Here is a 14,291-nt window from a genome sequence, read left to right as displayed (position 1 = left end):
GAAGGAGTTGGGAAGATAAATTCTAGAGACTCCAGCATATTTAATAAAGGTGAATAAACTGGGGCTGTTTCATTCTAAATGTAGGCATGGTGGTTAATCAATATCACTCTAGAGGAAACAGAAAACAAGCAATCAAGCTAAACAATCAGCGATCGCCGCGTGGACTAGCCACTGGAAAAACTAGACAGTATCTGAAAAAGTTTCAGCTTGCGGCTTTTTAGGTTCGTCGAACTCACGTTGATTTTTAATAACAGAGCCGCCCTTCAGATTTTGCAATCTATTAAATCCTTGGCTGTTAACCCCAAAGATTGGTAAGAATAGGAATAAGCAGAACGTTTTCCTAAAAAACAGTTTTTCAATATGAGCAATACCAGTAATTTTCGTGAAGCTTTCCGTGAGGCTAAATCTCACGCCCTCGTTGGCCCAAACGTGATTGCCAACGCCCTCCCCTACGTCGGTGGTGGATTAGTGCTAACGGCATTAGGAACCTACGGCGGTTTGGGAATTATCCGTGCTAACCCCGAAATATTCTTTCCCACCTTTATTGGTGCGGTGATTTTGGAGTTAATTTTGTTCTTTGTTGCCCAAAATGTTGCCCAAAAAGGTAATAGGGGACTTGCACTACCTCTGTTAGCAACCTACAGCCTCTTGTCTGGATATACTCTCAGCGGCTTAGTTTTTGTCGCTTTGAGATCCCAAGGTGTTGGTATTCAAGGGATTGGGTTGGCAGCCCTTGGTTGTGGCGTTACCTTTATTGTTGCCCGTCAAATAGGTTCAAATCTCTCTGAACAAGACGGCATGGCTTTGACGAAAACCATCAATCTCGGTGTCATTGCCTTGGTGGTTGTGTGTCTAGCCCAATTTGGGTTTGCCATGTTTGATGTTTACACGCCAAATTGGTTAGAAATTGCCATCTCCGGTTTGGGGGTGTTTCTGTTTGTTGGGGTTTCTGTTGTCGATTTCTACATCTTGCCCCGCACTTACAGCGATGACCAATATCTGCCTGCTGCTTTGTCGATGTACTTAACTTACATCAACTTGTTCGTCTTTATCTTGCGGTTGCTAATTGCCATAAATGGCCGCGATTAATTGTCTGTAGGCGCTAATAAAAGTCAAGTTTTATAAAATAAAAACCGTGGTTAAATTTTTAGCGACCACGGTTTTTTCATTTGTTTAACAGTAGAATATGTAGATAAGTTCAGCCTCAAGTGAGCAAAACTATGCTTGAATTCTTAAATATCAAAATCGAAGTAGAAAGGTTGTCTAATATCTTGAGCAAGACCGAAGACTGTCTTTGACCTCCAATATTTGACTGCAAGAATTCAATATTTAGATCAAGTAATTGCTCAACCTGATTTTTGGAATAATCCAACCCTTGCTTATGAGACACTTCAAGAAATTGAATATTCCATATTCTACAAGCATCAGCAATATCAGCGCTGGTGTTCGATTCTAGAAGATATCAAGGCTGCATTGGAATTGTTGGAATTATCAGCCGATGAGCAATTGTGGCAAGAGGTGCAAACCAACCTTACCCAACTCCAACAAGAACTCGAAACAGCAGAAATACGACAATTATTGTCTGACCCCCACGACAAAAAAGGTGCATTACTCACTATTACTGCTGAGGTTGATAATGCAGACAGTCAGTACTGGGCATATATGTTGCTGCAAATGTACTGGCGTTGGGGAAAAAGACACAATTATCAATTGGATGTAGTAGAGATTTCTGAGGGAAGTGAGAGCAAAGTTAAATATGCAACCTTAGAAATTACAGCAAGTTATGCATACGGCTACCTCAAATCAGAAACAGGCATACATCAATTACAGCAGATATCCCCCTTCGATGTTATTAACAGCTTGCGGACGAGTTTAGCTAGTGTGGAAGTTATTCCAATATTGGATGAGTCCGTTGAGTGGGAGATTCTAGAGAAGGATTTGCAAATAACTAGGTGGCAGTGCAATAGCAGGAATATTAATTACTCCGAAACATGGGTAAAGGTGGTTCACATTCCTAGCGGGATTAGTGTATTTTGTAACCAACAGCGCAATCAGATGCAAAACAAAGAGAAAGCTTTAGCTATTCTTAAGAGTAAACTGTTGGCAATGTCTACGACGGGCTACGCCTACGCACTAGCCCAAAGTGTCGAGCAAATTGACCAAATTCAACCCCGGCAGATCAAATCTCTATCCAACAAGCTCATCCGTGAATATATCTTGCATCCTTACACTAAGGTGAAAGATTTACGTACCAATGTAGAAACACCTGCTGCGACAGAAATATAGCGCTTCTCGGTTGCGTGCAATACGCGGTGTAGAGACGCGAAATTTCGCGTCTCTACATTTATTTTTTGAACATGTATATGATTCAAATGAGAACCGCTATATTAGACGGTAAAATTGATTTGTTTATCAAAGCCTATCTGCAACAGCTAAATCACACTACTTCAGTAGGTAAAGAAGTGCTTGATAATTTCAAGTAACTTTTGTAACCTATACAAGTTGTGCATAAAGAATCTGCTCAACTACAGCTAAAATCAAGAAACATAAAAAGAGCAATTTTCCGATCAAAAGCGCTCTATCTATCATTCAGCAAGCATTATGGATGTCCTAGAACTCAAACGCGAAATCGAAACGTTGTCTAGCCGCCTGGGTAAAACCCAGGACTATCTTTGACGTACCTGCACTGACAGCCAAAATTCAAGACCTCGAAAAAATATCCGCTCAACCAGAATTTTGGAATGAGCAAACTCAAGCCCAACAAACGCTACAAGAACTCAACGATCTCAAAGCGCACCTCCAGCAATACGATCGCTGGCACGCCAATCTAGAAGATACTAAGGCAGTTGTGGAATTATTGGAGTTAGAAACCGATGAGGCGCTACTCCAAGAAGCCGAATCTACCATCACCAAACTCAATCGTGACCTTGACCAGTGGGAGTTACTACAGTTACTTTCTGGTCCCTATGATGCTGAAGGTGCTGTACTGACAATTACTGCTGGTGCTGGTGGCACAGATGCTCAAGACTGGGCATTTTTGCTGATGCGGATGTACATTCGTTGGGGCGAAGCTCACGGCTATAAGGTAACTTTAGCTGAGGAGTCAAAAGGTGATGAAGCCGGAATTAAATCGGTAACTCTAGAAATTACTGGTCGCTATGCTTATGGTTACTTGCGTTCAGAAATGGGTACACATCGTTTAGTGCGAATTTCACCTTTTAATGCTAACGGTAAGCGACAAACCAGTTTTGCCGGGGTGGAAGTAATGCCACAGATAGATAACTCTGTGCAGTTGGATATTCCAGACAAAGATTTGGAAATCACCACAACTCGCTCTGGTGGTAAAGGTGGGCAAAATGTTAACAAAGTAGAAACTGCGGTACGGATTGTTCACCTTCCTACAGGTCTTGCCGTGCGCTGTACAGAAGAGCGATCGCAGCTGCAAAATAAAGAAAAAGCCCTAAATCGCCTCAAAGCAAAACTCTTGGTTATAGCTAGAGAGCAACGTGCCCAAGAAATTGCCGAAATTCGTGGTGATATGGTGGAAGCCTCTTGGGGAAACCAAATCCGTAACTATGTATTTCACCCTTATCAAATGGTAAAAGATTTGCGTACAAACACGGAAACAACAGCGATTATTGATGTGATGAATGGCGAACTTGATACATTCATCCAAGCTTATCTGCGCCAAGAAAATAAACTAGTAGAAAACACTCCGGTATAGAGGCAGTTGTGACATAACATCCCAGTTGCTAAGGCGTTTCTCAGTGAAACGCCTTAGCAATATATGGGCGATCGCAATTCTATCCTAGACCAACTGTTACAGTTATAAAAGAGTCTATAGACAATATAACTATGAGCAACTCTCCTTCAACAGAACCTCAACCTAGCTACGTCAAACTCGCCATGCGAAACATGGTGCGGAAGGGTGGAACTTCCCTAAAGCATTTTGCGTTGACTGCTGTAGGGCTTTTAGCTCTGCTTGTTGGTCTTGCTTACCTCACTCACTAGCGACAAATCGTAAACCTCAGACAAGGAGACTATGTGCCCCTGAGAGTTGAACTATATGTGGAGGAGTCTTTTTATGAGTTGTCCTCATCTGTAAAGATTGACGAGACTAATGCCCAAATTACTCCTGAAACTTGGGAAAACTGGTTTAATCACTGGTTGGAAATACTTCAGCCTCAGATTCCACCAGCGCCAAGTTATGAAATCGGGTTGCGTTTGACAGATGACTTGCAAATTCAAGAACTGAATGCTCAATATCGTCAGCAAAATAAGCCGACAGACGTTTTAGCTTTTGCTGCCTTGGAGGTAGATTTTCCTCAAAGCAAAGAAATGCTTGCCTTTGTACCATTATATTTAGGTGATATTATTGTGTCTGTAGATACAGCACAACGCCAAGCTCAACAACAGGAACATAGCTTACCAACCGAGCTAGCCTGGTTAGCTGCTCACGGTTTATTGCACCTGCTGGGCTGGGATCATCCTGATGAAAAAAGTTTAGAAGGAATGTTAAGACAGCAAGTGAGATTGCTGAATGCAATAGGTATTGCTATTGACATGGAATAGCAGTAGCTGATGTATCTCTTAATGTCAATTTTAGGTAATACTTTTATAATACTTCTGTGGAAAATTGCCTAAAGATTGCCTCAAAGTTAATTCTGCCATTAAGATCGGCGAATATTCCCACTGTAGCAACTCTGTTCTTGTGTTTTTAAGTGTATGTCCCAAAAAATTTCTCCCTCACCAACGCCTACCTCGTTACAAACACTAGTGTCTAACGAACGGGAATTCTCCTGGAAAGTAGCCTCTAATTTATTTATTAGTTTTAAATATGCCTGGGCTGGAATCAGCTATAGTTTTCAAACTCAACGTAATTTTCGCATCCACGTAAGTGTTTGTGCTTTAGCGATCGCTTTGAGCGTTTTTTTGCATCTGCAAGCGGTAGAAATTGCGGTAATTGGTGTAACTAGTGGTTTAGTTTTGGCATTAGAGTTACTAAATACAGCGCTTGAGTCTGTTGTGGACTTAACCGTTAAGCAGACATACCATGATTTGGCAAAAATTGCTAAAGATTGTGCGGCTGGTGCAGTACTTGTCTCGGCTTTCGTAGCAATGTTAGTAGCGGGTACGCTATTGCTCCCTCCCCTGGTAAGGTTAATTATATCGACTTTGTAGAGGTGATTTGCTCCAACGTAGCCCGCACTTCTCTACCAGACGCTCTTGCTAGCTTGCTTTTACGTTCGCGTAGCGTGCCGTAGGCAAGTGGTACGACAAAGCTCAGTGACCACCGCAGGCATCGCCAAGTGAGCCAATAAGAGGATCACATGTCCGATCCCCTGGAGAACACATTATAAGCAATTTAGAATTGAACAAGTGGCTTATCATAGAGTAGCCGCTTCATATTTACGTGTCTACTTTAGCGTTATTTTTACATCTAGCGAACAAATAAATAAGTAGGCAAAAATAAATCAAACTATATTATGCAATGTGAAATTAATTAAATTAGTTCATAGTAACCGACTCTAATTCTATTTTAAGGGCTAAAGTCACTTACTACAAACCTTTAATTATTCACGCCCACTCACTTAGTATGAGATGTTTGTCTATGCTGTTGCAACTGATAAGTGATAGAAGTTAGGAGTTATAAACTTTGATTATAGTTATCGATAATTACGATAGTTTTACATATAACTTGGTGCAGTACCTGGGAGAATTGGCTTTAGAGTTCCCAGTGGCAAATGATATTAAAGTTTTTCGTAACGACAAAATATCTATAGATGAGATTCAGGCATTAAAGCCGGAAGCCGTAGTTATTTCTCCTGGGCCTGGTCGCCCGGAAGATGCCGGTATTTCTTTAGAATTGATTGAACAGCTAGGACAAGAGTTACCAATTTTGGGTGTCTGTTTGGGACATCAAAGCATTGGTCAAGTGTTCGGTGGTAAAATAATTTCTGCTCCAGAGTTGATGCATGGCAAAACCTCTCAAGTGTCTCACACTGGAGTGGGGGTTTTCCGGGGATTAGAAAATCCTTTAACCGCCACCAGGTATCACAGTTTGGTAATCGAACGTGAGACTTGCCCAGATGTGTTAGAAATCACCGCTTGGGTTGAAGATAACACGATTATGGGAGTACGACACCGGAACTATCCTCACATTCAGGGCGTCCAGTTTCACCCAGAGAGTGTCCTGACATCTTCAGGAAAACAGTTATTGCGAAATTTTTTGGAACAGTTATAGTCAAGAGCATAATTAATGAAACGACGACAGTTGATGGGCTATGCTGGGGCGGGGTTGGTAACAGCTTTAGTTACTACCTTGGGTTCTGAATCTCAAGCTGACGCACAATCTAGCGGTTTATCAGTTCAGTGGTTGGGTCATACTTGCTTTCTTTTTACTGGTGGTGGTGCGAAAGTTCTCGTCAATCCATTTCGGTCAATCGGCTGTACAGCTGGGTATCGTCCCCCAAAAGTTGCAGCAGATTTGGTACTGATTAGCAGCCAACTGCTAGATGAAGGTGCTGTGGATGTACTATCGGGAAATGCAAAACTCATCTACGAACCAGGAGTTTATGAGTTTAAAGGCATTAAATTCCAAGGAATTGCCATAGACCACGATCGCAAAGGCGGTAAGCAGTTTGGGTCAAATACTGCTTGGAGTTGGAAGCAAGGCGGAATTAATATCCTACACTTAGGCGGAGCTGCTGCACCTATTTCCATTGAGCAAAAAATCTTGATGGGGCGTCCTGATGTAGCGTTTATTCCAGTGGGAGGCAGTACAAAAGCCTACAATGCTGAGGAAGCAAAGCAGGCTGTTCAAGTGTTAAATCCCAAGTTGGTGATTCCGACTCATTACCGCACACAAGCGGCTGATGCTGCTAAGTGCGATCTTTCGCCACTGGATAATTTTCTGACCTTGATGCAAGGGATGACAGTGCGACGTAGCAATGGAGATACTATTTCCATTAACCCTAAGGATTTGCCGGAAAATACTATGATTCAGGTTTTAAGTTACAAATTTTGAATAAAGGGGATTGGAGACTGAGGACTAGGGACTGGGAAAGAAGCAGGGGAAGCAGGGGGAGAATAATGACTCCTGCCTCCTACTTCCTCAATTCAGAATTCTGAATTCTGATTTTAGAATGTATACCACTCTGGGCCAAGTTTATCGGCATCGCTGATGGGGTTATCAACGGCCGTCGTTCCATCTATAGTCCAAATAGTGTCTGTACCGGCTGTCTGATCGCGCCAGTAGATGTCGGTTTTACCATCGCCGTTGAAATCGCCAAGTGATGGTGTCAAGGCTGCGTTATTAGCTGGTAAGAAAGCTTCAGTCGCAACTGTTGTGCCATCCATCAACCAAGCGGTGTTCTCACCTGTGGTTCCATTGTGCCAGAAGATATCAGTCTTGCCATCGCCATTAAAGTCACCAATTTTGGAAGTCCAGGCTGGGTCAAGTGTCTTTAAAGCACCTTCTGTGACTAAGATGCCACTCATTGTCCAAACCTTGTTCTCACCGGTTTGAGGGTTTCTCCACAGAATATCAGTCTTATAGTCACCGTTGAAATCACCAAGGGTAGGAGTCCAGGCAGGATCTTGTGATTGCAGTGCCAATTCAGTCTTTTGCGTACCATCCATAAACCAAGCTGTGTTATCGCCGGTTGTTGGATTGCGCCAGAAAATATCACTCTTGCCATTCCCGTCGAAATCAACAATGGTAGGAGTTAGTGCTGCGTCTGTAGTGTCTAAAACAGTTGCATTCAGAACGTTTGTACCATCCATCTCCCAAATAGCGTTCTCACCGGTTGTATTGTTATGCCAGAAGATATCTGTTTTGCGATCGCCATTGAAATCGCCAATCTGAGGAGTCCAGGCTGGATCAACGCTAGTTAGAGAAGCCGAATTAGCAACTTTGGTTCCATCCATCAGGACAACGCTATTTTCACCGGTTGTCTTATTACGTAATAAGAAGTCGGTTTTGCCATCACCATTGAAGTCAGCAATTTTGTAATCATAGGCGGATAGGTCGAATTTACCTAGAGAACCCTGTTCCAAAACTTTTGTGCCATCCATCAACCGAATGATAATCTCACCGGTTTGAGAATCAGCCCAAACTTTGTCCGTTTTGCCATCACCGTTAAAGTCAGGAGTAATCGCCGCACTAGTTAAGTAAGGATTAGGATTGGGATTTGCTGATGTTTTAACAGGCGCAGTCACCGATTCACTTTCTAGTGCTAGTGAAGAACTCTTACTTCCAATACTTCCAAACCCCAAATCATAATTTAAACTTTTAAGAGAAGTTGTCAAGATTTCTGATTTTGCAAAAGAATCTGATAACAATCGAGATGTATTCAAAGCTAAGGGTGAGGAATTTGAATTTGCAGGCATGGTGTATTTTTATTATTGGCTGTTATATTCTTTTAACTTTTTTTTGTAATCTCTTTCTGTAACGAAATAACATTTGTTAGGGTTTCAATTTTTCTTTATAACTATGTTTTCTTTATTAATGTCATTTTTTGAAGATAAATATTTGTTGATTTTAAATTATTATTCTCAGCTATTTAAGTTCTATACAAGCAAATACAAAATATTATTTTGTATTTTATTATATATGATGCTTTATAGATAAAGTTTGATTATTTTATTTATTTTCTTTGACATTTAAATGTAGTACTTACGCACAGGTAACGTAAAAATAACCACAAAGGGTGCAGAGAGCGCGGAGAAATGATTTGAGAGGAACTCCTAAAATTTTGCAACAATTTAGCCTTGCCATGCTAATAGCTTGTATTACAGCTTTAGCCTAACGCACCATATTATTTGACGGTACGTTAGGCGCTTAATCTCAAGTATTGTCTGAATCCTCACTATTTTTATTTTGTGAATAAGCTTAGATAAAAAATAACATTGACCACCAGTTATAACTAAATCTGAGCCATCAAATCTAACCCAATAAAAATCAAAAGATATAGAGTTTTTGCTCGTACTTGAATGTATTTCCCAATGCCGCTAAGTAGATGGTGTAGGCTGAGTCAATTCGAGATGATAAACATAACGTTCTTGAATTTCATTCCGATAAGGAGTCATATTGTATTGATAAATACCCAATAACTCAATAATACGAACTCCTTTCACACCTGATTATTTATAAATTTCTTGCAGTACAGTTTTAGATGGCTCCTCACTTTTTTTTACTGTACCAACAGGTACTTGCACGCCAGCTTCAGGAAACTCAGTATGTGTAAACACCATTAATTTATCTTTGTTGATTACGTAAGCGATCGCCTTTTTTGTTATAGGTTGAGTAAACATATTTTTTACTGGAGTTATAAATTATTTCATGAATATCCCAAATCATTTGATAAAATAAGATTTTCCAGTTATTTAAAAACTAGAAAATCTAAGTATTTCGAGATAATTAATTTTTCTCTAAAGATTTATAAGTTGAGTGGAAACAAATATTGGTTAGAATAACTTAGATTAGCAATTATTAAGAGGCATAATCTGTGCATCTGCTATTTGCTAAAAGTGTCAAATAATACAGTATTTATATAAGTACATCAACTATGCAAGCAGAATATCAGCAGCGTCGCGAGCAGTTAATGGCAAAAATTGGTGATGGTACAGCCATTTTTCGCAGTGCGCCAATGGCAGTAATGCACAATGATGTCGAGTATGTTTATCGTCAAGATAGTGATTTTTTTTACTTAACTGGATTTAATGAACCACAAGCAGTAGCAGTATTAGCGCCGCATCATTCAGAACATCGGTTTGTGCTGTTTGTCCAACCAAAGGATCGCGAAAAGGAAGTATGGACTGGTTATCTTTGTGGGGTAGATGCAGCAAAAGAAATTTATGGTGCTGATGAAGCCTACCCCATTAACGAGTTAGATGAAAAGTTGCCACAATATTTGGAAAAAGCTAGCCGGATTTACTATCACTTAGGACGCGATCGCAATTTTAACAACCAAATTCTCAGACATTATCAAAGTTTATTGCGGACTTATCCGAAGCGCGGTACAGGACCGATCGCTATTGAAGATACTGGTCCTGTCCTCAACAGCATGAGATTGATTAAAAGCGAAGCTGAGTTGGAACTGATGCGTCAAGCAGCAGCGATCGCCACGGAAGCACACAATTATGCTCAAGAAATTGCCGCACCGGGACGTTATGAGTACGAAATCCAGGCGGAGATGGAACGGATCTTTCGAGTCCGGGGTGGCTTAGGGCCTGCTTATCCTTCGATTGTGGCTTCTGGTGTAAATGCTTGTGTACTGCACTACATTGAAAATAATCGTCAAATGCAGGATGGAGAATTACTGCTAATCGATGCTGGTTGTGCTTACGGTTATTACAACTCCGATATTACCCGGACATTTCCTGTGGGGGGTAAGTTTACGCCAGAACAAAAGACGCTGTATGAAATCGTTTTGGAGGCGCAAAAACAAGCGATCGCTCAAGTCCAACCAGGTAATCCCTTCAAATTAGTTCATGATACAGCAGTGCGCGTTCTCACAGAAGGTTTAGTCGAACTTGGCATTCTCAAAGGTGAAATTGATAAGTTAATTGAAGAAGAAAAATATAAACCATATTATATGCACCGCACCAGTCATTGGTTAGGTTTAGATGTCCATGATGTCGGTGTTTATCAGCATGGTGAAGACAAGCCTCAAATTTTACAACCAGGTCAAATTTTGACAGTAGAGCCAGGACTATATATTGTGCCAGATACCAAACTAGCAGAAGACCAGCCAGAGACTGATCCTCGATGGGTTGGGATTGGTATTCGTATTGAAGACGATGTGTTAGTTACACCTGGGGGACATGAGGTTTTAACTGCTGGGGTTCCCAAAGCTGTAGATGAAATCGAAAGATAGAAAATGGGGATGGTAGACATTATCCCTAAGCCGCGACTTCTAGTCGCTTTTAAAATCCCACTTCTAAAGGAAAAATTACGGTAAAAGTAGAACCAACGCCTACCTGCGAGGCTAGGTTAATTTGACCTTGCAATAGTTTTACTAAACGCGAGACGATCGCTAACCCCAATCCGGTACTATCAGGTAGATAGGGACGATCGCTATAACTTACGCGAAAGTAGGGTTCAAATATCTGGGCTTGGTTTTCGGGTGCAATGCCAACTCCAGTGTCAGAAATTGCGATCGCCCATTTCTGGTTCTCCAACACCTGACACATGATAATAATAGTCCCCAACTCTGTATAACGAATCGCATTACTAATAAGATTTGTAACAATCTGTTGCAATTGAAAAGAATCTGTAATTAATTTTTTGGGAATGTGATCGCAATCGACTACGATTTGTAAATTTTTTCCCGTAGCTAAAGGTTGCAACATTTCACACACATTATCGATTAATTCACGCACATCGGTAGGTGCTGATTGGAGTTTTATCTGTCCGGCGTCATAGCGCGAAAGTTCTAGTACATCATTAATTAGATGAAGTAATTGCTTACCATTACGTAATACCCGCTCAATATGTTCTAAATTGCTAAAGCTGTCTTTGATATCGGTCTTTCGTCGTTGTTGGCGTAAAAATAGATCCGAATAACCAATAATGGAAGTTAGGGGATGTTTCAATTCATGGGCTAGTTGGGAAAGATGCTCTTGATTAGCGCTAATTAGCCGTGTGAGTTCATCATTATGGAGCGTTAGTGATGCTTGCAACTTCTGTAATTCCCGTAAGCGTTCCTCAACATAACTCTTGAAACATTGAGCGATCGCTTCGTCTATAATAGCGTCAATCAAACGCATGGAACGAATTATCTCTGACGGGTTTCCCTTTAATAAATCTGGTTGTAAAGCATCAAATATTACTGTTCGCAGCAGATGATATTCTCTAGCAATTTCTGCTGGATCAAAACCTTGTTCGGCCCGAATCGTTCCATGCTGAAAACTGGCAGTAACCATTGATTGAATATCATTCTCTTGAGATTTTGAAAGCACCGTCACCATAGCTTTCAAAACATCAGGAATGTGATCTTTTACCGCTGTATAAGATAGGTCATCAGCACTTTCAATCCGTCTATCCCTACGAACCGCTAAAATCCATTTATCAAGGATAGTATCCGTTTTTTCAGCCAGTACTTGACTAAAATCCATTATGTTAAATTCACCTAAAAGATAGATGAGTAAACTTCCATATCCAAATAGTTTAGCGACTAGAGTGCTGCATTACCACAATTAGTAATCTTTTTAACCTACCAAAAGAAATAGATTTTACAGGATTCGGTTGTTGATGAGCATTAATACTCATACATAAAAATCAAAAAGTATAATATATATCTTAGTCTTCTCAATCTTAGTCTAGCAGTTAACAGCCTTGTAACTTGACTTAATAAAATTATTTAGCTCACTGTGCAAGAATTTGATTCACAAGATAATTAAAATGATCAATTTTCTGGATTAGCGAAAAGTGAGGTTAGCTAGACGACCGAAATAACAAAATAAACAACAACTATCAGCAGACAGATACTTTCACTGAGGTATCATCTATGTTATGTATTTCAATGTTAAAATGTACATAACTTAGTATTTACTTAGAGTAAGTCAGCCTAATCTAACAGATCAGAGTGCGTGATGTTGGAGCGGAGGAACCAAATTGTGGGGCGTATCTTAGAGAAAGTCAGGAGTTAGAAGTTACTTTAGTAAATATTCAACTCATAACTTATAACTTTTTTTAGAAGGGCATCTCTCAGCCCTAGCCCGTCAGCTAACTTCGTAGGCATTGAGAGGAGACTGAAGAGATGGCATTTTTATAATGTTCCGATCTCATCGGTGTCCAAGGCTGGTACTGCTCGATTTTTTTGTACCTGCACTTAAGTCTGTTGAGGTCGTAGATGATATTTCAACTAAATTTAGCAGCGATCGCAGTGATCGCTGGACAAGCAACTTGGAAAAAAGCAAAACCTGTCATCTTCAAAGATGTCTTTATTCTACCTGCATTGGGCTTCTTGGGAATAATTATACTGTGGTGGATTATTGCACTTGCCAATCATGAATTGATGCCCACTCCACCAGAAGCGCTAATCGCGAATCTAGACTACATCTTAAATCCCTTCTACCAGCGAGGCCCAGGTAACTTAGGAATAGGTTGGTTGTTGATAGCAAGTCTGCGTCGGGTATTATTGGGTTTTTTGTTAGGTGCGGTAGTAGCGATTCCTCTAGGGTTTCTAATTGGTATGTCCAGACGGGCAATGCTAGCGTTTAATCCGATCATTCAAATTTTTAAACCAGTATCGCCTCTAGCTTGGCTACCCATTGCCTTAGCAATTTTCAACTTAGCAGATCCTTCCGCCATTTTTGTTATATTCATAACTTCCTTATAGCCGACAATTATTAATACAGCCTTAGGAGTTTCTAGCGTTCCCCAAGATTATTTAGATGTGGCACGAGTTTTGGAAATGCCGCGTTGGCGACGGATTACAAAAATAATTTTGCCTGCAAGTTTACCGTATATTTTTACGGGCTTACGAATTAGTTTAGGGATAGCTTGGCTGGTTATCGTTGCCGTGGAAATGCTCACAGGCGGTATTGGTATCGGCTTTTTTGTCTGGGATGAATGGAGTCGCTTAAACTTAAGTTCAGTATTTTTAGCTGTGTTCATAATTGGCTTAACTGGATTAATTCTTGATTACGCTGTAGGCAAAATCCAAGAATTAGTAACTCGCCGTCCTACAGCTTCTAACTGATTAAACTTTTTCTTGCCAAGACACCATAACTCATTAACTCTGCGACTGGGGAATGAGTAATTAATCACCAATGGAGCGATAAAAATGGGTGATAATAACTGGACTCGACGAGACTTTATCAAAGGAATCGGAGCAACCACAACCGGAATAGCGTTATCTTCCTGTGCGATTTCAGGAGATAGATCCGCCAAAGGACTAACTGAAGAAGCCTTAGCTGTACAACCAGTAGGGAAGCAAAGATGCAATTTGACAGCGCCTTTGGCAGTATTCAGAGCCTTTTCCTCGTTAGACCCGACTCGTATCTCGGCTTTGCTGGCAATCAGAATGCTTTACCAGCACTGACAGAATGGCTCGGTCGATGGTTTCCACCAACTGCCAGTTGATTGAATCAGTATAAATAACTTCAGGAGAGTAACTATGACCGAACAATGCTACCTCATACCAATTCAAAATTCAAAATTCAAAATTCAAAATTAAGAAAGTGAAACCTAGTGGTCTGTCCCATTAATTTTGATGGGTTGGATAAATCTTTGAAAGCTTAACTCTTGCATCCTCTGTACGAAAACGCCAATCTACACAAAC

Annotated in this window: 14 protein-coding genes, 2 pseudogenes and 1 riboswitch; of the genes and pseudogenes, 12 read left to right on the top strand and 4 right to left on the bottom strand. The window is 40.6% G+C overall.

Annotation, left to right across the window (positions count from 1 at the left end; genetic code table 11):
- The first annotated feature begins 86 nt into the window (after positions 1–86).
- The 9 genes from V7K56_RS09970 to V7K56_RS09930 all read left to right on the top strand — a co-directional run bounded on the left by V7K56_RS09970 (position 87) and on the right by V7K56_RS09930 (position 7,027).
- Positions 87–221, top strand: a complete 135-nt coding sequence (locus tag V7K56_RS09970; protein WP_334909985.1) for a hypothetical protein — start codon at positions 87–89, stop codon at positions 219–221.
- Between the two features lie 139 nt (positions 222–360).
- Positions 361–1,089, top strand: a complete 729-nt coding sequence (locus V7K56_RS09965; RefSeq protein WP_334909983.1) for a Bax inhibitor-1/YccA family protein — start codon at positions 361–363, stop codon at positions 1,087–1,089.
- Between the two features lie 219 nt (positions 1,090–1,308).
- Positions 1,309–2,286: a PCRF domain-containing protein gene (locus V7K56_RS09960; protein ID WP_334909981.1), complete on the top strand. Its 978-nt coding sequence runs from the start codon at positions 1,309–1,311 to the stop codon at positions 2,284–2,286.
- Positions 2,287–2,601: 315 nt separating this feature from the next.
- Positions 2,602–3,724, top strand: a protein-coding gene (gene prfB / locus V7K56_RS09955) for a peptide chain release factor 2 (protein WP_334909979.1) whose coding sequence is annotated in 2 segments (ribosomal slippage) — positions 2,602–2,673 and positions 2,675–3,724 — 1,122 coding nt in all. Because the reading frame shifts where the segments join, the coding sequence is not laid out codon by codon here.
- A 131-nt stretch (positions 3,725–3,855) separates the two neighbouring features.
- Positions 3,856–4,011 carry a DUF3285 domain-containing protein gene (locus V7K56_RS09950; protein WP_104904774.1) on the top strand — a complete coding sequence of 52 codons (156 nt, stop codon included), beginning with the start codon at positions 3,856–3,858 and terminating at the stop codon, positions 4,009–4,011.
- 39 nt (positions 4,012–4,050) lie between these two features.
- On the top strand, positions 4,051–4,572 hold the full coding sequence (ybeY, locus tag V7K56_RS09945) for an rRNA maturation RNase YbeY (protein WP_334910132.1): 522 nt from the start codon (positions 4,051–4,053) through the stop codon (positions 4,570–4,572).
- Positions 4,573–4,725: 153 nt separating this feature from the next.
- Positions 4,726–5,181: a diacylglycerol kinase family protein gene (locus V7K56_RS09940; RefSeq protein WP_334909978.1), complete on the top strand. Its 456-nt coding sequence runs from the start codon at positions 4,726–4,728 to the stop codon at positions 5,179–5,181.
- A 475-nt stretch (positions 5,182–5,656) separates the two neighbouring features.
- Positions 5,657–6,244: an anthranilate synthase component II gene (locus V7K56_RS09935; RefSeq protein WP_334909976.1), complete on the top strand. Its 588-nt coding sequence runs from the start codon at positions 5,657–5,659 to the stop codon at positions 6,242–6,244.
- A 15-nt stretch (positions 6,245–6,259) separates the two neighbouring features.
- Positions 6,260–7,027 (top strand): MBL fold metallo-hydrolase, encoded by a 768-nt coding sequence (locus V7K56_RS09930; protein ID WP_334909974.1) that lies wholly within the window; start codon positions 6,260–6,262, stop codon positions 7,025–7,027.
- A gap of 113 nt (positions 7,028–7,140) precedes the next feature.
- On the opposite strand, the gene V7K56_RS09925 is transcribed toward V7K56_RS09930, so the two are convergent.
- The 3 genes from V7K56_RS09925 to V7K56_RS09915 form a co-directional block, all read right to left on the bottom strand.
- Entirely contained in the window at positions 7,141–8,391 is a 1,251-nt protein-coding gene (locus tag V7K56_RS09925) for an FG-GAP repeat domain-containing protein (RefSeq protein WP_334909972.1), read from the bottom strand.
- Positions 8,392–9,012: 621 nt separating this feature from the next.
- Entirely contained in the window at positions 9,013–9,138 is a 126-nt protein-coding gene (locus tag V7K56_RS09920) for a hypothetical protein (protein WP_334909970.1), read from the bottom strand.
- 6 nt (positions 9,139–9,144) lie between these two features.
- Positions 9,145–9,315 carry a hypothetical protein gene (locus V7K56_RS09915; RefSeq protein WP_334909968.1) on the bottom strand — a complete coding sequence of 57 codons (171 nt, stop codon included), beginning with the start codon at positions 9,313–9,315 and terminating at the stop codon, positions 9,145–9,147.
- Positions 9,316–9,569: 254 nt separating this feature from the next.
- Here V7K56_RS09915 and V7K56_RS09910 point away from each other — a divergent pair, with 254 nt between their 5' ends.
- Entirely contained in the window at positions 9,570–10,880 is a 1,311-nt protein-coding gene (locus tag V7K56_RS09910; protein WP_334909966.1) for an aminopeptidase P N-terminal domain-containing protein, read from the top strand.
- Between the two features lie 49 nt (positions 10,881–10,929).
- Here V7K56_RS09910 and V7K56_RS09905 read toward each other — a convergent pair whose 3' ends face one another.
- Positions 10,930–12,120: a sensor histidine kinase gene (locus tag V7K56_RS09905; protein ID WP_334909964.1), complete on the bottom strand. Its 1,191-nt coding sequence runs from the start codon at positions 12,118–12,120 to the stop codon at positions 10,930–10,932.
- Positions 12,121–12,559: 439 nt separating this feature from the next.
- A riboswitch (cyclic di-AMP (ydaO/yuaA leader) is annotated at positions 12,560–12,760 on the top strand.
- Between the two features lie 97 nt (positions 12,761–12,857).
- Here V7K56_RS09905 and ntrB point away from each other — a divergent pair.
- Positions 12,858–13,709, top strand: a pseudogene (gene ntrB / locus V7K56_RS09900) (nitrate ABC transporter permease).
- Between the two features lie 84 nt (positions 13,710–13,793).
- A pseudogene (locus V7K56_RS09895) lies at positions 13,794–13,937 on the top strand (twin-arginine translocation signal domain-containing protein); the annotation flags it as partial.
- Positions 13,938–14,291 lie beyond the last annotated feature (354 nt).

Source organism: Nostoc sp. (assembly GCF_036917535.1).
Classification (GTDB): domain Bacteria; phylum Cyanobacteriota; class Cyanobacteriia; order Cyanobacteriales; family Nostocaceae; genus Nostoc.
Note: the sequence above shows the minus strand (reverse complement) of the source record. Positions and strands in the feature narration are given on the sequence as shown.